This is a genomic window from Algoriphagus ornithinivorans, assembly GCF_900115305.1.
Classification (GTDB): Bacteria; Bacteroidota; Bacteroidia; order Cytophagales; family Cyclobacteriaceae; genus Algoriphagus; species Algoriphagus ornithinivorans.
Map to the genome: position 1 here is coordinate 252,233 of NZ_FOVW01000003.1, position 18,035 is coordinate 270,267.

15 protein-coding genes are annotated in these 18,035 nt (G+C 41.4%); 8 read left to right on the forward strand and 7 right to left on the reverse strand.

All coding sequences use genetic code 11. The annotated features are described in order from the left end of the window. Positions 1-6 precede the first annotated feature (6 nt). The 4 genes from BM073_RS05440 to BM073_RS05455 all read left to right on the forward strand — a co-directional run bounded on the left by BM073_RS05440 (position 7) and on the right by BM073_RS05455 (position 6,443). A complete protein-coding gene (locus BM073_RS05440; protein ID WP_091651551.1) occupies positions 7-1,056 on the forward strand; it encodes an adenylate/guanylate cyclase domain-containing protein in 1,050 nt (349 codons plus the stop codon). Positions 1,057-1,130: 74 nt separating this feature from the next. Further along, entirely contained in the window at positions 1,131-4,751 is a 3,621-nt protein-coding gene (locus BM073_RS05445; protein ID WP_091651553.1) for an amidohydrolase family protein, read from the forward strand. Positions 4,752-4,965: 214 nt separating this feature from the next. Continuing rightward, positions 4,966-5,862, forward strand: a complete 897-nt coding sequence (locus BM073_RS05450) for a YitT family protein (RefSeq protein WP_091651556.1) — start codon at positions 4,966-4,968, stop codon at positions 5,860-5,862. Next, entirely contained in the window at positions 5,859-6,443 is a 585-nt protein-coding gene (locus BM073_RS05455; protein WP_091651559.1) for an HD domain-containing protein, read from the forward strand. Before BM073_RS05450 ends, BM073_RS05455 begins: the two co-directional genes overlap by 4 nt. Here the strand turns inward: BM073_RS05455 and BM073_RS05460 are convergent. The 6 genes from BM073_RS05460 to BM073_RS05485 all read right to left on the reverse strand — a co-directional run bounded on the left by BM073_RS05460 (position 6,440) and on the right by BM073_RS05485 (position 13,023). Further along, positions 6,440-7,810, reverse strand: a complete 1,371-nt coding sequence (locus tag BM073_RS05460; protein WP_091652016.1) for an alkaline phosphatase family protein — start codon at positions 7,808-7,810, stop codon at positions 6,440-6,442. The two genes, BM073_RS05455 and BM073_RS05460, sit on opposite strands and share 4 nt — an antisense overlap. Next, positions 7,810-9,015 (reverse strand): metabolite traffic protein EboE, encoded by a 1,206-nt coding sequence (eboE, locus tag BM073_RS05465; protein WP_091651562.1) that lies wholly within the window; start codon positions 9,013-9,015, stop codon positions 7,810-7,812. Before eboE ends, BM073_RS05460 begins: the two co-directional genes overlap by 1 nt. Position 9,016: 1 nt before the next feature. Continuing rightward, on the reverse strand, positions 9,017-10,168 hold the full coding sequence (locus BM073_RS05470) for a 3-dehydroquinate synthase (protein ID WP_091651565.1): 1,152 nt from the start codon (positions 10,166-10,168) through the stop codon (positions 9,017-9,019). A 65-nt stretch (positions 10,169-10,233) separates the two neighbouring features. Next, positions 10,234-11,148: a UbiA-like protein EboC gene (gene eboC / locus BM073_RS05475; RefSeq protein WP_091651568.1), complete on the reverse strand. Its 915-nt coding sequence runs from the start codon at positions 11,146-11,148 to the stop codon at positions 10,234-10,236. Positions 11,149-11,151: 3 nt separating this feature from the next. After that, complete coding sequence (locus tag BM073_RS05480) at positions 11,152-12,063, reverse strand: TatD family hydrolase (protein ID WP_091651570.1); 912 nt, start codon at positions 12,061-12,063, stop codon at positions 11,152-11,154. A gap of 33 nt (positions 12,064-12,096) precedes the next feature. Continuing rightward, positions 12,097-13,023 (reverse strand): EboA domain-containing protein, encoded by a 927-nt coding sequence (locus BM073_RS05485; protein ID WP_245756373.1) that lies wholly within the window; start codon positions 13,021-13,023, stop codon positions 12,097-12,099. Between the two features lie 165 nt (positions 13,024-13,188). Between BM073_RS05485 and BM073_RS18310 the strand changes: the two genes are divergently transcribed. The 3 genes from BM073_RS18310 (at position 13,189) to BM073_RS05500 (ending at position 15,431) form a co-directional block, all read left to right on the forward strand. Further along, positions 13,189-13,545 (forward strand): RDD family protein, encoded by a 357-nt coding sequence (locus BM073_RS18310; RefSeq protein ID WP_175557852.1) that lies wholly within the window; start codon positions 13,189-13,191, stop codon positions 13,543-13,545. 10 nt (positions 13,546-13,555) lie between these two features. Beyond that, a complete protein-coding gene (locus BM073_RS05495; RefSeq protein WP_091651576.1) occupies positions 13,556-13,786 on the forward strand; it encodes a hypothetical protein in 231 nt (76 codons plus the stop codon). Between the two features lie 103 nt (positions 13,787-13,889). Continuing rightward, on the forward strand, positions 13,890-15,431 hold the full coding sequence (locus BM073_RS05500) for a M20/M25/M40 family metallo-hydrolase (RefSeq protein WP_091651579.1): 1,542 nt from the start codon (positions 13,890-13,892) through the stop codon (positions 15,429-15,431). Positions 15,432-15,480: 49 nt separating this feature from the next. Here the strand turns inward: BM073_RS05500 and BM073_RS05505 are convergent, their stop codons facing one another. Further along, the gene (locus BM073_RS05505; RefSeq protein ID WP_091651580.1) at positions 15,481-16,812 is read right to left on the reverse strand and encodes a glucuronyl esterase domain-containing protein; all 1,332 of its coding nucleotides are present in this window, start codon (positions 16,810-16,812) and stop codon (positions 15,481-15,483) included. A 143-nt stretch (positions 16,813-16,955) separates the two neighbouring features. On the opposite strand from BM073_RS05505, the gene BM073_RS05510 reads away from it, so the two are divergent. Then, complete coding sequence (locus tag BM073_RS05510; protein WP_091651583.1) at positions 16,956-18,035, forward strand: serine hydrolase domain-containing protein; 1,080 nt, start codon at positions 16,956-16,958, stop codon at positions 18,033-18,035.

An 18,035-nucleotide genomic window follows, 5' to 3' on the forward strand; every position in this document is an offset into this window, starting at 1 on the left:
CAACCCATGGTCAAAATTTTGGTAGTAGATGATGAAGCGGATTTGGAAATTCTGATCAAACAGAAATTCCGGAAAAGAATCCGTGAAGGTGAGTTCGATTTTCAGTTTGCACTTAACGGCAGAATAGCCTTGGAAATCATTGAAGAAAATCCGGATATTGATTTGATCCTGAGCGATATCAATATGCCTGAGATGGACGGTCTGACCCTGCTTTCCAAAGTCAAAGAAAAAAACTCACTGCTTAAAACCGTCATTATCTCGGCTTATGGCGATATGGAAAATATCCGGACAGCCATGAATTTGGGAGCTTTTGACTTCATTACCAAACCCGTAGATTTCCGTGATTTGGAAATCACTCTTGATAAGACTATTCAGTACAGAAACCAAATCAAATCCACCCTTAAAGCCCTCCGTGAAAACAATATTCTCAAAATGTATGTGGATGAAACGGTGTTGAACTTCATGGGTAATAAGGAGCTGGAATCAAGCTTGATGGAAAATGAGACCATCGATGCATCAGTGGCCTTTATTGACTTGGTAGCTTTTACAAAAATCTCTGAAAACGAAGAGCCCAACGTAGTTGTGGGGCTACTAAACGAATATTTTGACCTGATGGTCAAAGAGATTATCGAGGAGAAAGGAAGTGTGGACAAGTTTATCGGTGATGCAATTATGGCAGTTTTTCAGGGGGAGAATCACTTCGAAAGAGCCATCAAGGTTGCACTTTCCATCCGGGAAAAAATGGCTCAAATCCCGATTTTTTCAGAAGAGACAAATTTCAAACCTGAAGTATCCATCGGAATCAATTCCGGTGAGATGGTCTCAGGAAATATAGGTTCCCGTTCTTTGAAAAGATTAGATTATACAGTCATTGGAGATACGGTGAACGTAGCCGCCAGATTACAGACTGCGGCTAATCCGGGCCAAATTTTAGTCTTGGAAAAATGCGTCGATCAAATTAAAGATAGCTTTACTTTTTCTACCATTGGGGAAATGAAACTTAAAAATAAAGCTCATCCTGTCAAGGTTTTGCAGGTTGACCATATCAACAATTAGTCTTACCTGCTTAATCTCAACATAAATCTTAATCAATCCCTACAGAATTTAGTCTTTGTCCAATTTATAATCAAATGAAAAAACTTACCCAACCTGCACTATTGGTGGCATTAGGAGCCACCATGTCTATGGCAGCTATGGTTCCCGGTGGCAGGGAAAACCCAAAATCACTGGTGAATCACACCATCTCACAAGACAGTACCCAAAAAGACTCCCTAGATTATCCAAAATTCAAGGACCTGCCCCTCAAGCCTGAGCGGGAAGTAAAATTTACTGCGAAAGAAGGAACCTGGATAAGTTTGGATGTCAGTCCTGATGGCAAAACAATCGCTTTTGACCTGATGGGAGACATATACACGATCCCAATTGAAGGAGGAAAGGCAAGCCCAATTACTACAGGAATTGCCTATGAGACTCATCCCCGATTCTCACCTGATGGAGAAAAAATCTTATTCACTTCTGACCGAGCCGGAAATGATAATCTCTGGTATATCGATATGGTCAAGAAAGATACGGTTCAGGTCACCAAAGATAAAAATGGAGATGTCCCCGGAGCTGCCTGGACACCGGATGGCAAATATATCATCGTGAGTAAAGGTCGACGCATCCAAAAGCTATGGATGTACCATGTAGATGGAGGCGGAGGAATTCAGCTCAATGAAAACCCTTCCTCGATGAAAACCATTGATCCTGTGGTAAGTCCAGATGGAAAAAAAGTCTATTTCTCACATAGAACAGGCGCTTGGAATTACAATGCCATGCTTCCACAATATCAGGTTGGACATTATGATTTTGAGGAAGGAAAAATAACCAACATCACCAGCCGTTATGGTTCGGCCTTCACTCCGACCTTATCCAAAGACGGAAAGTGGATGGTTTATGGATCCAGGTGGCAGGACAAAACCGGTTTGGTACTAAGAGACCTCAATACAGGAGATGAAAAATGGTTAGCCTATCCTGTGCAGCGGGATGAGCAGGAGTCCATCGCACCTCAGGGAGTATTGCCTGCTATGGCGTTCACTCCGGATAGCAAATTTATCATCGCTTCCTATGGAGGTAAAATATGGAAATTGGCTGTGGATGGCAGTCCGGCTGTAGAGATCCCGTTTGAAGCAGATGTGAAATTGGCAATGGGTCCAAGGCTCTATTTCAATTATGAAATCAAAGACACCACCGCTAAACTGGCTACACAAATCAGAGATGCAGTTCCTTCACCGGATGGCAAAAAACTGGCTTTCACGGCACTCAATAGACTGTATGTGATGGACTACCCGAATGGGGAACCTAAAAGAGTTACGAAAAATGAATTTACCGAAGCCATGCCTTCATGGTCTCCAGATGGAAGCCAATTAGTATTTACCACTTGGGATGAAAAGGCAGGAGGACATCTTTATAAAGCCAGTTTCGGAAGAAATGGAGCAATAACAAAGCTTACTTCAGAAAGTGCTCTTTACATGGGACCAGTTTGGGGACCTAATAATAAAATTGTGGTATTCAAAGGCGATAAGCGTCTCATGGAGGAAGCAGAAGGACCGGGAGTTTCCGGAGCTGAATCTATTTTAGCATGGATACCGGCTTCTGGAGGTGCATTCAGAAAAATCATGGATGCCCGAAATATTGGAAATGCACATTTTACAAAAGATACTACCCGTATTTTCCTAAATGGACCTGGAGGCACGCTGATGAGTGTGAAGTGGGATGGAACGGATGAAAAAACCTATGCTAAAATATCTGGTATTACTCCTTTTGGAACAGCAGCCGGAGATCATGAGGGGCATGAGCATAATGAAGATTTCTCTTCTGTAAAATACATAATGGGTAAGCCTTACGGCACCGCCGATGCAGTGAATTATTGCATGCTACCTGAGGGAAGTAGCGCCCGAGAACCTCAAATGCAACCTTCCAGCGCCAGTACGATTTTGATGGCTCCGGAAGGTGATTTGGCACTGGCTCAAATCAACAACAATGTATATGTGGTAACAATACCAAAGGCTGGGAAAACTCCAACCATCAACGTGGGAAGTCCTGAATCAGCCAATTTCCCTGCACGTCAACTTACCGAGATCGGTGGAGAATGGCCAGCTTGGGAAGCCAATGGGAAAAAAGTGCATTGGTCTTTAGGAAACGGACATTGGGTATATGACATAACTCGGGCAGAGTTTATTGAAGACTCTGTAAAAACAGCCAAAAAGCTGAAGAAACTAGCTGATGCTGATAGTGTGGCTAGCTTGAAAGCTAAAGGAGAAGATGCGGTTAAGTTAGCAGATTCTCTGGCGAAAGCTGAAAAGAAAAGGATAGACTCCTTATTCAAAGCAGACAAAGAATTGGCCAAAGCAGATAGCATCCACAAGGCTAAGCTCAAAGAAAAAGAAGAGTATAAGCCTGCAGAGCATCAGGTAAAAGTATATTTCGCAAAGGATATTCCAAAAGGAACAATTCTTCTTCAAAATGCAAGAATCATCACCATGAAAGATGAGGAAGTCATCGAGAATGGAGATATCCTGATTGAAAACAATCGAATCAAGGCAGTCGGAAAAACAGGAACCCTCAACGCGGGGAATGCGAAAGTCATAGATGCAACAGGTAAGACCATCACTCCGGGATTTATTGACACCCATGCTCACATGTGGCCAACCTGGAATCTTCACAAAAATACCGTTTGGATCTATGCCGCAAATCTAGCTTATGGCGTGACCACAACTAGAGATCCGCAGACGGCTACGACTGACGTCTTAACCTATGGTGACATGGTGGAAGCAGGAATGATTCCAGGTCCTCGGGTTTATTCTACAGGCCCTGGAGTAGGATTTTGGATGTATAATCTAAAATCTCTGGATCAAACCAAAAATGTACTGAAGCAATACAGCAAGTATTATAATACCCAGTACATCAAAATGTATTTGGTTGGAAATAGACAGCACAGACAGTGGGTAATCATGGCAGCTAAAGATCAAAAGCTAATGCCTACCACAGAGGGCGGTTTGGACTACAAACTGAATATGACCCAATTATTCGACGGATATCCAGGACATGAGCACTCAATCCCTGTATACCCACTTTACTCAGATGTGATACAGACTATTGCTGAAAGTAAAATGGCAGTAACTCCTACCCTTTTGGTAGCATATGGCGGACCTTGGGCTGAAAATTATTATTACACCACAGAAAGTCCACTACATGACCCTAAACTGAACAGATTCACTCCATATAATGAGCTGAATTCCAAGGCAAGAAGAAGAGTTGGCGGACTGGGTGGTTGGTTTGCTCCAGAAGACCACGTATTTGAAAAACATGCCGAAGGAATCAACGAGCTGGTAAAGCGAGGAGGACTGGCAGGTGTAGGATCTCACGGTCAGCTACAAGGCTTGGGCTATCATTGGGAGCTATGGTCAGTAGCCAGCGGAGGAATGAGCAGCATTGATGCTTTGAAAACTGCCACTATTCTGGGAGCTGAAGCTTTAGGTTTAGACAAAGACCTGGGAAGTATCGAGACTGGAAAATTGGCGGATTTGGTAATCATGGAATCCAATCCATTGGAGAATATCAGGAATACCAATACCATCACACATGTGGTCAAAGATGGCAGATTGTATGATGGCAACACCTTGGATGAAATTTATCCCAATCCACGAAAATTGGATGTAAGCTCTTGGACCAAGGAGGCTCCAAAAGTGACCACCAGTTTGAAAAATTAAGCAGAATTTGAGGAGGAAACAGCCAAGAATTGTCTTGGCTGTTCCTTTTTTTAAGGAAAGTCTAATTTTTTTGAGCCAAAAGTGAAATAATTACTCTTTGTTCTTGGCAAACTACTAAATTTTTATTTCCTTAAATTAGGATTCAGAACCCTTACTATAAACTAAAAGCTAGCGCTTAGCTGCAAAAAATGATTTTTTACCCTATGCTACCAGAATGAAAGAATCGTCAGCCAAATCGATTGATTGGAAAACTATATTCTCCCCCCACTCTTTAGTGTACTCAATTTGTGGTGTAGCTCTTGCAGCGATTGCATTAGAGGCTTTCATGCTTCCCAATAAATTTTTGGATGGAGGAGTAACCGGTATAGCCATCTTGGTCAATTTGGGGTTTGGAATCAATTTAAACCTGCTTTTAGTAGTTATCAACCTTCCTTTCTTATACATGGCCTGGAAGATGATAGGAAAGACATTTGCCATTCAGTCAGGATTTTCGGTCTTCCTTTTGGTTCTGGTTTTACATTTCATGGAAATACCTACCGTAACAGAAGACAAGGTACTGATAGCTGTTTTCGGAGGTTTTTTGATGGGTACAGGAATAGGGCTAATTATTCGAGGCGGAGGCTTAATTGATGGCTTTGAAGTCATCACAGAGTACTTCCATAAAAACTCTGCCCTGACTGCCAGTGAGATAACTGTTTTTCTAAATAGTCTGATTATGCTCTCCGCTGCGTATGTTTTTGGCATAGAACCTGCAATGTATTCTATACTGACCTATTTTACCGCAATAAAGACTACTGACTACATTGTAGAGGGCTTTGAGGAGTACACCGCTTTGACAATTATTTCGAAAGAACACGAATTGGTCAAAGAATTGATAGTCAAAGACTTTAAAAAAGCAATTTCGGTATATAAAGGGGAAAGGGGCTATCTCCCTGAAACCTTTCATATTAAGCACCCTTGCGATATTATCATGACCGTAGTAACCCGTCTGGAAGTACATAGAATCAAATTAGCTATTCAGGAAATCGATCCTAAGGCCTTTTTCTATGTCCAAACTATCAAAGAAGTAAAAGGCGGAGTCATTAAAAAAGTAGGAAAAAAGCATGTATGATAGACTTTGAACAAATAAAACGGAAAGTTTACAGGAATATATTGGAGCAATTACCTTCCTACCTGACCTATCATAATCTGGCCCACACAGAGTATGTGATGGATAAAGCCATCTTTTTGGCCAGGATCGAAGATGTATCAGAAAAAGAGCTCTTCTTATTGAGGCTTGCTGCCTTGTTTCATGACACAGGCTTTATAGAAAACCCAAAAAACCATGAGGAAATAGGTTGCGGAATCGCAAGAAACTACCTTTCTGAAGATATTTCCGAGTCAGATCTATCCAAAATCTGCGGGATGATCATGGCGACGAAAATCCCACAATCCCCAACCAATCAACTGGAAAGAATTATTGCCGATGCAGATTTGGAATACCTGGGAACTAATGAATTTGAAAAACAAGGGAACAAGCTTTTTGATGAATTAAAGCATTTCAATCCAAGTTTTTCTGAGCAAGCTTGGAACGAGCTTCAACTGACATTTTTAGAAAAACATGAATATCACACTGATTACTGCAAAAAATTCAGGGAACCTAAAAAACAGGCAAATATAGATTCAGTAAAAGAAAAGTTGGACTTAGTCTAAGCCTTGACTGTATGATAAATTAAATCGTATACATCACCAGCTTCAATTTTTTGATGAGAAATCAGCTCTTTTTTCCCCACTATGAATGGTTTGTCTATATCTTCCTCTGGAATCCTCCCATGAGCTCCTTTTACTAAGCCAGCATCCAAAGGGATCACATCCATTAAGTATCTAAAGCCTAATTTCTTTTTCAGGACTTTTGACCCCACTTTCAGTAAAGGAACCTTGATTTTCGGATCTAAAAATAACTCTACAGGATCGTATCCAGGCTTTCGATGAATATCTACACAGCTTGCATAATCCGGCGCCTTGGCATCATCCATCCAGAAATAATAGGTAAACCAAGAGTTTTTATCAGCCACCACCACTAGGTCCCCTGATCTTTTGTGATCCAGTCCAAATTCTACTTGATCATTTTTATCCAGTACCTTTTCTATTCCAGGGGTATTTCTGAGTAAACTTTTCACCTGCTCGAAAATGGCCTCATTTTGAACATGTATGTGAGCTACCTGATGGTCTGCCACAGCAAAAGCCTGGGAGGTGCCAGCATCTAAGGTTTCCAAACCTAACTCATCTTTTACCTGAATCCATCCTGCAGACCTCAAAATCCTATTAATGTGGATTGGTTGGTTCACATTGGTGATTCCATACTCAGAAAGCAGTAAAACTTCAGCCCCCTGCTTTTCAAAATAAGTAATCAAGTCTTCAGCTACTTGATCAATTTCTTGCAAGTCTTTTCCGATTTTTTCGAAATCTATTCCGTGTCTTTGCAAGCCATAATCTAGATGTGGTAGGTAAATCAAGTTGAGCGTAGGATTGTACCACTCATCGACTTTTTTTGCGGCATCAGCTATCCATCGGGTCGCCGAAATATTGGTATTGGGACCCCAAAATGAAAATAAAGGAAATTGCCCAAGCTCCTTCTGCAATCTATCTCTGAGTTCCATAGGCTGAGAATGACAGTCTGGAAGCTTTCTTCCATCAGCCGGGTACAAAGGACGCGGAGTAACTGCATAATCCACACTGGAATACATATTGTACCACCAAAAAAGATTGGCACAAGTGAATTCTGGGTTTTCAGCTTTTAAATGATCCCAGATTTTAGGTGATCTAACCAGCCTGTTGGATTGTCTCCAAAATTTAATCTCACACTCATCATAGAAATACCAGCCATTTCCGACTATTCCATGTTCGGAAGGATATTTTCCAGTGAGATATACAGACTGAGCAGAGCAAGTTACTGCCGGAAGAACAGGTTCAATAATAGCCTTTTTCTTACCTTCAATCCAGGATTTGAGAAAAGGCGTGTGCTCGCCAACCACTCGGGAAGAAAGCGCAACAATATCCAGCACTACCGTTTTTCTCATCATTTTTTCATGTTTTGAATTACCCAATCTAACTCTCTGGAAATAGATTCTCCCATATCTAGCCTCATTTTTTCAGGTAAAACTTCCCAAGTATAGGTTTCCACCTCCAAATGGTTAGTCAATCCTGGATTCAAGGCCAATTCATCCAAAACCTCAACAATACTGCTTTGAGTAGAAAGTAAGTCCCCATAGCTTTCTATGAATAATGGGACATGAAAATGAATCCTCCATTCCTCTTCTTGGGCTGCTTCGATTTTGGCTAAGGCATCCGGCAAATCCGGATAAGAAACCAACTTACCAGTAGGATACCTTCCCACAACCTGATGGAGATAAGTTGATTCCACAAACGGCTCTAGCTTTTGCTTAATCAATTTTTTATCATCCCCCAAAAGGAGTTTCAGGGCAGCGGATATTTGGATTTTCCCGATCTGGATTCCTGCGCTGGCAAACTTGGCAAAAGTCTCAGAAGGCTTTTCATATACGATCGCAAAATGGCAAACGTCATAACAAACCTGAATATGTCGCCTGATCAATTTTTCTGCTTCAGCTTCATTGAGATGCCTGGATTTAGCCCAAGTTTCCTTTCCAATTGGGAGTAAATATTCTTGAAAAAGCCAGATCATCTCATCTGAGTTTTCCAAAATACCGTCAGGTTCCGGCTCGATATCCAAATGCAAAAATTTACCAGTTTCTCTTTCAATTAAAGCCAACTCTTCCACTACCTGCAATAAATGATGGCTAGCTTTGACCATGGCATCATTTAAATCTGATTCAGATTGGAACCAGTGCCTATAGGAAATGGGGGAAGTAGAAATTCCTCCGTCCAATCCTTCAGGAATTAATCCCGCCAATATTCTGAAGGATCTAATCGTATAATCCCTTCTCTCTTCAGTAGTCCAATCCGGGAAGTGCACTTGATCTTTAACTGTAGTTCGGTGAAAATCCCCGTACGGGAAACCATTTAAGGTGAAGACATAGGCATTTTCGGATTCTAGCCAAGCTTTGAATTCAGCTATAATTGACGGCTTTTGGAGCTCCAAGCTTGCTTCGTGAGATAATCTAAGCCCTATTCCAAAGGATTTTTGAAAATTAAGATTGCTCCTGATTTCCGGGATATATCGCTGTAAATTTTGAAAAGTTGCCTCCCAGCTTTCTCCTGGGTGAATATTACTACAATAGCTTAAGTTAAAATCTGAAATATGCATTCTAGGATTTGCTAATGGCTTCTTGGTTCCAATCTTTTAGCATTTTTACTGCCTCTTCAATCATGGCATGATCCATTTCATGAACCTCCACTCCTTTGCCCAATCGCTCCAAAAGCATAATGGTTAATTGGCCTCCCAAATGTTCCTGAAATTCTCTCAAACCTTTGATTAAATTTTCACCGGATAATTCCGGCTCGTACAATGAAAATCCTAGATTTTGTAGCAATACAATTACCCTATTCAGATCTTCTTTGGCTATCCAGCCTTTTAAGTAAGAATATGTGGAATCCAAAGCGATTCCTATGGCTACTGCCTCGCCATGTCTAACTCTATAGCTGCTGAGATGCTCCAGTTTATGTGCCGCCCAATGTCCAAAGTCCAAAGGTCTTGAGGAACCCATTTCAAAAGGATCTTTCCCAGCTATATGATCCATGTGCATTTGAGCACATCTCATTATCTGTTCTTTCATTGGCTCCAGCGAGCGGGACGCTAATTGAGCAGCGTGCTGTTCCAGCCATTCAAAGAAGGAAATGTCTTTTATCAAGGCCACTTTGATAGCCTCAGATATTCCTCCTCTCCAATCTCTATCATCTAAGGTCTCCAAAAAATTAAAATCATTGATGACAGCAACTGGAGTGGTGAAGGTTCCCAAATAGTTTTTCTTCCCAAATGAGTTAACAGAATTTTTCACTCCCACACCGGAATCGTTTTGGGATAGAACTGTGGTCGGTACCCGGATCAATCTTATCCCTCTATGAGAAATAGCCGCTGCGAAACCTACCATATCCAAAACGGCTCCTCCTCCTATGGCTACTATGTAAGAATGTCTGTCAATTCCATGAATATGGGTGGCTTCCACTACTTTCTGATAGAAACTCGCATCATTTTTACAGGCCTCCCCGCCAGGAACTATCAAGGGATCAGCACATAAAAAGAATGAGTCCGAATTTGCTTCGGAATAATGTTGAATTTTATCAGAGAGGGATTTGTGATTCTGCGCAACTCCACTGTCTATGATGAAAAAAGTCTTACACTTTCTCCCCTTTTCAAAAAGGGAAGCAAAAAGCTTATTTTCTGGATTGAAAATATCTTCGGAAAAACAGACCGGATACTCAAAGGAAACTGAAAACCGCTGCTTTAAAATGGTATTCATACAAGGATAATAGGTTATTAGGGCTGAAAGTTCTCAAATGACTTGAAAACCAATCCTAAAGTAAATCAAGTCACGGCAAACTTCTTAGCCAACCATAAAGAAATCGGCAGAAGCAATAAAACTATAGCACCGATTATCCATCCTTCAAAGGCTGCAGCTAGTGATGCATTGACTATGATCAAAGATATTACTGCTGCTTTAACTGATTTTCCGATTAAGGCAGGCTCCTGTTTTTGTATGGCTCTTGTCAAAGGAGGAAATATCATAAAGGCTAATAAAATCAAAAAGGGAAAGACTTCCCATGAACCGGGTTTTTGGACTTTCGCCAGAAAAGCAATCCCGGAAATAACCAATATATACAAACCAAAACCACCATAAAGCGCATTTTTATTTTTTCCATGCACTTCTCCCCGACTCACCATAGTAATGGCCGCTACATAAATCAAGGGCAAAACACCAATTGGCCAGAGTTTTTGCAAAACCTCAGGAGCAACAGCTACACCTAGCAGTAGATTTCCAGTCCTGCAAAGTCCCATATTGATGGGTCCAAAGAGTTGCTGATGCTTTCCCCAAAAATCATATGCTAAAGCGCAGATAGCTATTGAAATTGCCAAAAGACCTGCGAAAATGTTGACCAAAAAAGCAAAGAAAATACCTCCCAAGAGTAAGCAGGAAGCCATAAGAATTGCGTTCTTTTTGGAAGCCCTTCCGCTAGGAATGGGTCTTTCGGGTCTCTCCACCGAATCCAAATCAGCGTCTGCTATGTCATTAAAAGCTACTCCTCCCCCATATAAACCTATGGTGCTGATCGAAAGCCAAAGCAAATTTTGCCAAAAATCTCCAGCCCCCTGACTCCAGTCAACTTGCATGAAAGTCCAAGCTCCGGCTATGGCAAAACCTGCCCAAATATCAGCAATAGCAGTTACCACATTGGCTGGGCGGGTTAACTGAAGGTATGCAAATAGACTGCCCTTACTCATAGGTTAATTCTCAACTCGATCAGAAGGTCCTTCGACCCTAGGTACCTGTCCACCTCGAAGCACAGAATTTCCTCCCATTTTTTTGGTCTGATCGATTGGAGGTGCATTCAACCAGTCTTTTTCATCCATTTGGCCAGAGAGTGAAAATGCAGCCAAGGCATTTTTGTAGGTAACCATCTGCACGTGCTCTTCAGGTATCCCCATTTTTCTCATAAGGTCGGCTGTCTTTGGTACAGCCAAAGGATCAGATATCCCCCAGTCAGCTGCCGAGTTGACTATGATTCGCTCAGGGCCATATTGCTTGACAATTTCTACCATTCGTTCGGAACCCATTTTGGTATGCGGGTAAATCGTGAATCCTGCCCAATAACCTCTATCCAACACCTCTTTGACTGTTTCTTCATTGTTGTGATCTACAATGACCCAACCCGGATCCATTCCATGCTCCTCTGCCACGTCCATGGAGCGGTAAGTTCCCTTTTTCTTATCTCTGTGTGGGGTATGAATCAGTACGGGCAGGTCCACTTCCTTGGCCAATTCCAATTGTTCCCGATAAAACCTATCCTCAGCCTCCGTTTGATCATCATAGCCAATTTCTCCTATTGCCACTACGCCTTCTTTTCCCACATACAAAGGCAGCAATTCCATGACCTGTTCCGCCAAAGGAATATTATTGGCTTCTTTGGAATTCAGACCCATGGTGCAGTAGTGGACAATGCCGAATTGACTGGCTCGAAAACGCTCCCAACCTACCAAAGTGCTGAAATAATCCTTGAAGCTACCCACTTCTGTTCGGGGCTGTCCGAGCCAAAATGCGGGTTCAATAGTAGCCACAATCCCGGCTTTTTGCATGGCTTCGTAATCATCGGTAGTTCTGGATACCAAGTGAATATGGGGATCTATATACATGGACATGATTTTCTATGTTTAAGTAATTCTTTGCAATAATTAAAGACGAGTTTGTTGGTACTCCTGACCAATGCTTTCCCAGGTGATGGATTTGGACTCAATTCCATGAATCAAGTTAGGAAAATCTGCCAAAAGCCCCTTCGCAGGAGGAAAATCACTTTGATACAAGGCTAATGCTCCTCCTTTTTTCTCCAGCTCATCTTCGGAACTCATCACCTTTTTGAGATCTTTGAAGAATTCATCATTTAAAAATGGAGAAACCAAACGCCATAGTTCCGGCATTACATTCCTTCCTGCGGCCCATCTTTCATGGGCAAAATCAGAAGCAATTTCTGCCAATGCAGGATTTCTTCTACTATCCTGATTTTGAATTCGATAAAGCGGTCTTTGCATAAAGACGGCTTTCAGAACCATCTGATTCCAGTTGGCCTCCGGAAAATAAGTGGAAGGATAAGGATTGTTTAAGGCAATAGCATCAAATATTAAAGCGACGTTTGTCCTACAACCATCAATAGCACGAGGAAGCAAATCATCCTGAAAGGGCATAATAGGTAGAGCGGCAAATAATGCCTGATGCTCATGCATATCGGCTGTTTCAAAGAGCTGATTGATGGCATCAAACCATACTTGCTTTTGCTGAGGATAATGAAGCAGCAAATAAGTACGGGCTGTTTGCAGGACGTTCCAAAAAGAGGGTTCAAAGCCTTTGCTAAGCTTTTCTGCTTCTTGGGCCTTTTGCTCTGAAATTTGTAATAGATCTTTACTGAAATGACGTGAAGCCTGACTAAAAGCCAGAAAAAAGCCTGTCTTGGAGCCTGATTCTTTAAATTTTTCTACTTTTTGATTCAACCAAGCAATGGATTTTTCATCGGCTTGTTGTTGCAAAAGAGTCATCAAGAATGCAGGAAAATTTTCAGTTTGGGTCATTGTCAATTGAGCTTGCTCTACTCCTGTAAATAAACTCAATCAAAAATTAAATTCCATCTATTTTGGGAGGAATGGGGCATTTTGGATTTTTTTTATCAAAATTAATAACAATAAGATTTTCCTTTTGATATTCAGATTATTAGTTCCCAGAACTAATAAGCCTATTAGAATCCGATGATTTTTATTAATTTTACAGTGTATTTTATGAATTGGATAGCTCGACTTTTAAATTTTATAATTGACTCCACAGCCTATTTTTTATTGCTTGTCGGGTCAACTTTTGTTTTTGGAGCAGAAGTACTTCAAAATCAGAGATATGTATTGATACTGGTTTATTTCCTATACTATTTTGTTTGTGAGGCACTCTTTCAACAAACGGTTGGAAAAAAAATAACCGGAACCAAAGTAGTTGACTGCCATCATCACAATAAGCCAAGCCTTGTTCAGATATTAATCCGAACTGTTTCCAGAATAATACCTTTCTATTTTATAAGCTATTTTATGTCTGGGAAAGGTTTACATGATCATTTTTCAAAAACAATTTTAATAAAACCTAACTAAATCCATTCTTATGAAAAAAGTTTTAAAATCCCTTAGCATTGGACTACTAGTTGTTTCCATGTCAAGTTGTGCCACAATTTTTGGTGGACCAGTTTCAGAATATCAAAGAACCAAGCCTGCGCCAGGTGAACCTCAAAGAAAAGTTCGAGTGGCTGCTTTGATCGCTGACATTGTTTTATTCTGGCCAGGAGCCATCGTAGATTTTGCCACAGGGGCAATTTATAAGCCTGAAGGAAAATAAATTTATAGCCGGTTTAACCGGCTATTTTTTTGAATTTACATTCCACCAGCGGTTCGAATTTTTCGGCTACTTCCTATACTTTTAGAACCTAAACAAAACACCTATGAAAAAACGATACCTTTTTGGCATGGGTCTGATGCTTCTTTTTGGCATACAGGCAAAGGCCCAAGATCAAGTTATTGATAATATTATCAAAGAAGCCCGGGACAACTCCCAGCTTAAATCAATCGGTCATGAACTGATGGACGGAATTGGACCTCGTTTGGTAGGTTCTCCACAAATGCAGAAAGCTCATGACTGGGCAGTAAAAAAATATCAATCCTGGGGCATAGAAGCCCGCAATGAGCAATGGGGCGAATGGAGAGGATGGGAAAGAGGGATTACCCATATCGATATGATGGAACCTTGGGTGAAGTCCCTTTCAGGAATGCAATTAGCCTGGTCTCCTGCATCCCCTAAAGGTGGTGCTATGGGCGAAGTGGTTATCATCCCTGATTTAGCTGACGAAGCTGCATTCAAAGCTTGGCTTCCTTCTGTTAAAGGAAAATATGTGATGATTTCAGCCCCGCAGATTACCGGTAGACCGGATTATAACTGGGAAGAATGGGCAACGAAAGAATCTTTTGAGAAAATGAAAGAAGAGCGAACTGAGCTTAACAGAGCTTGGAACGAAAGACTTCAAAAAACCGGACAGGGAAGAAGGGAACTACCTCAAGCTTTGGAAGATGCTGGAGCACTAGGTATTATCACTTCCTATTGGTCTCAGGGTTTCGGAGCGAATAAAATCTTCTCTGCTTACACCAAAAAAGTGCCTACGGTTGATGTTTCACTGGAAGATTATGGAATGCTATATCGACTTGCTGAAAGTGGCAAAAAACCAAAAATTCATCTAAATGCACAGTCCAAAGAAACCGGCGTAGTTCCTACATTCAATACCATTGCCGAAATCAAAGGAAGTGAAAAGCCAGATGAATACGTGATGCTATCCGCGCATTTCGATTCTTGGGATGGGGGAACCGGAGCAACAGATAACGGAACCGGTACCATCATGATGATGGAAGTAATGAGAGTGTTGAAGCAAGTTTATCCAAACCCTAAAAGAACTATTCTGGTGGGACATTGGGGATCAGAAGAACAAGGCTTGAATGGTTCAAGAGCATTTGTAGAGGATCATCCTGAAATGATGGATAAGATTCAGGCATTGTTCAACCAAGATAACGGAACCGGAAGAGTTGCCAATGTATCAGGTCAAGGTTTTGTAGATAGTTACGAATACTTGGGTCGCTGGATGAATAAAGTGCCTAGAGAAATCACTAGAGACGTGGAAACCAGTTTCCCTGGAAATCCAGGCGGCGGGGGATCTGACTATGCATCCTTTGTAGCTGCAGGAGTTCCTGCCTTTTCATTGAGTTCACTAAGCTGGTCATATTACAACTATACCTGGCATACTAATTTAGACACCTATGACAAGATTGTTTTTGACGATGTGCAAAACAATGTGATTATGGCTGCCATCATGGTTTATATGGCTTGCGAAGAACCAGATATGGTATCCCGCGAAAGAAGAATTCCACTTGGTAGAAATGGTGAGCCTACAGAATGGCCATCTATGAGATCTCCTACCAGAAAGGGAGGAATGGATTAATTCAAGATAAAACTCAAAAAGGTCAAGCTTTTCCAAGCTTGACCTTTTTCTATTTCCAATACTTTTTGGCCCACTCGATAAAGTAAGGCCAGTTCGGCCCCACAGTATGCCCTCCTTCATGTTGACGAAATGCTATTTCACCTGACTTAAGGAATGTTCCAAGAGGCGGAAACGTAGATGTGGCCAACCCCTTTCTACCCAAAAATTGATATACAGGGCTTGCTAAAACTCCCGCCTCGAACATCCCTTTTGCATCAATCCATTGCCCCTCCACCTCTGGTGAACCCACTGAGATAAACAATGGTCTCGGTGCACAAAGGGCAATCAATTCATGCGCGTCTATAGGTAAATCATTCTGATTCAAAGGGCCAGCATATTTGATAAAATTGGGAGCAAACCAATGATATTCGGCTGAACTCGCAAGATTTTCTATTTGCTCCCCAAAAATTCTCCTAAGTAATTTGGCTCCTCCAGCACCTGAACTTCCAATCAAGCCGAGTGAAAATCGTGGCTCATAGGCCAAGGCTACCAATGCCGCTTTTCCATACCTGGATAAGCCCTCCATTGCAATCTTTTCCTGATCGATTAATTCATCAGACTCCAAAAAGTCTAAAGCTTTACTTGCACCCCAAGCCCAAGCCTTGAGTGTACCCCAATCATCCAACTTCCTAGGTTGCCCCTGATTCACCAAACCAATAATTCCAGCTCTTAAACCTGCGCCATGATCAGCTTGGTAGCTGGTGGGAATAATTACTCCGAAAGCCCAACCTTCTTGCAAGAGCTGCTCCTGCCAGCTAGAACCTTGTTGAGCCGGTCTCCTCATCCCCGCAGGCCAGTTCCACCCAAACTCCATCACCAATGGTACTCGCCCCTTGGTATTCTTGGGCACACCGTATTCAAAATCTATTTCCACTTTAATTGCAGGATAGGAAGAGTTGTCCACCTTTCCTTTTAACTTTCTATATCTGAATTCTTGCATTCCAATGAGACTATCCTTCTCCTCCACAATTATCCAATTTACCTGGGGTAAGTTGGCTGGAGTTTTCCCATACATTTCCAAGTCGAATAGACCATAAAGCTCCTTTTTTCTTCTCGCCCAATCTTCCAAACTTTGGACAGGAGAGCCATTTTCAAAAACCAAAGGATCGGGAACCTCTTTGTACTGTTTGGCTTTACTTTCGTCTGAGTTTGCAGCATTCGGAGCGGAGGGGTTTCCTGAAGGTCCTGGCCGGAGACTTTCAATTCCTAACTTTTGAAGCATCAATTGATGATCAGCATGGCTTAACTTGGCAATTGAATCCCTTTCAGTTTGAGAAGTTTGGGCTTCAACTTGATTTATAAAAGCAAGAATGATTACTGAAATCAGGAAATATCTAGGCATAGGTTTAAGCATTACACCTATAATCTAAAGCTTTTCAGAATTTATTCTCAAAAGATTTTATCAATGGGAAACCAATGAATTTTAAAGCTTTGAAAGGCAATGCGACTTAGCTATCTTGAAGTAAATACAAATCTGATCAGCTTATGAAGCTTGTTAAAGTCTTTCTGCTACTATTCTTTATCTCCTCGCTAGGGATCGCTCAACAAAAATTACTGGAAGAGGCATTTATCAGAGCAAGTAATGAAGGCTTTTCCGGAGTGGTCTTGGTAGCTGACCAAGGAAAAATACTTTTTGAAAAAGCGAGTGGAATGAGGTCCTATGAGTCAAACACTCCTTTACAAAAAGATGACATCTTCGAAATGGCCTCCGTTTCCAAGCAATTTACAGCTATGATGATCATGCTATGTAAGGAAAAAGGCCTTTTGGATTTTGATGATCCTGTTTCGAATTATTTGAAAATCCCATATAAAGGCATCAGCATCCGTCATTTATTAACTCACACTTCAGGTCTCCCAGACTACCAAGCCATCATGGATGAGCATTGGGATAAAAGTAAAATTGCCGGCAACCCTGAAATTTTGGAGTATTTAAGAATCTATGCTCCTCCTATTCTTTTTAAACCAGGGGAACGATATGAGTATAGCAACACAGGCTATGTACTATTGGGTAGTATTGTAGAAAAAGTAAGCGGGAAGGACTTTGTGGTTCTGTCCAAAGAATGGATTTTCGAGCCATTGGGCATGAAAAATACAGCAATCAGAAGTTTAGATGAAAAATCCAAAGTCCGCAATTTTGCTGCAGGCCACTTAAAGGATGAAAATGGAAATTATGTGAATGCCAACCGATTTCGGGCATCGGATTACACCTTATGGCTGGGTAATAGAAAAGGGCCTGGAAGAGTGAGTTCCACTGCCCAAGATCTTTTGAAATGGGATCAGGCTTTGTATACCAACAAACTGATTTCTTCCAAAACTCTGGAGGAAGCATTTAGCCCATATCGACTCAAGGATGGCACCAGAAGTTATTATGGATTTGGATGGGATATAGAGCCCAAAAGTCCCTTTGGTAAAATGGTCAAGCATAATGGTGACAATCCGGGCTATCAGACCATCATTGTACGCTTCATTGAGGAAAATAAAACTATCATTATTTTAAACAACAATGCACATCCTGCCATGATGCGTTTGGTAGAAGCGGCTACACTATCTTTTGGTAGAAAATGA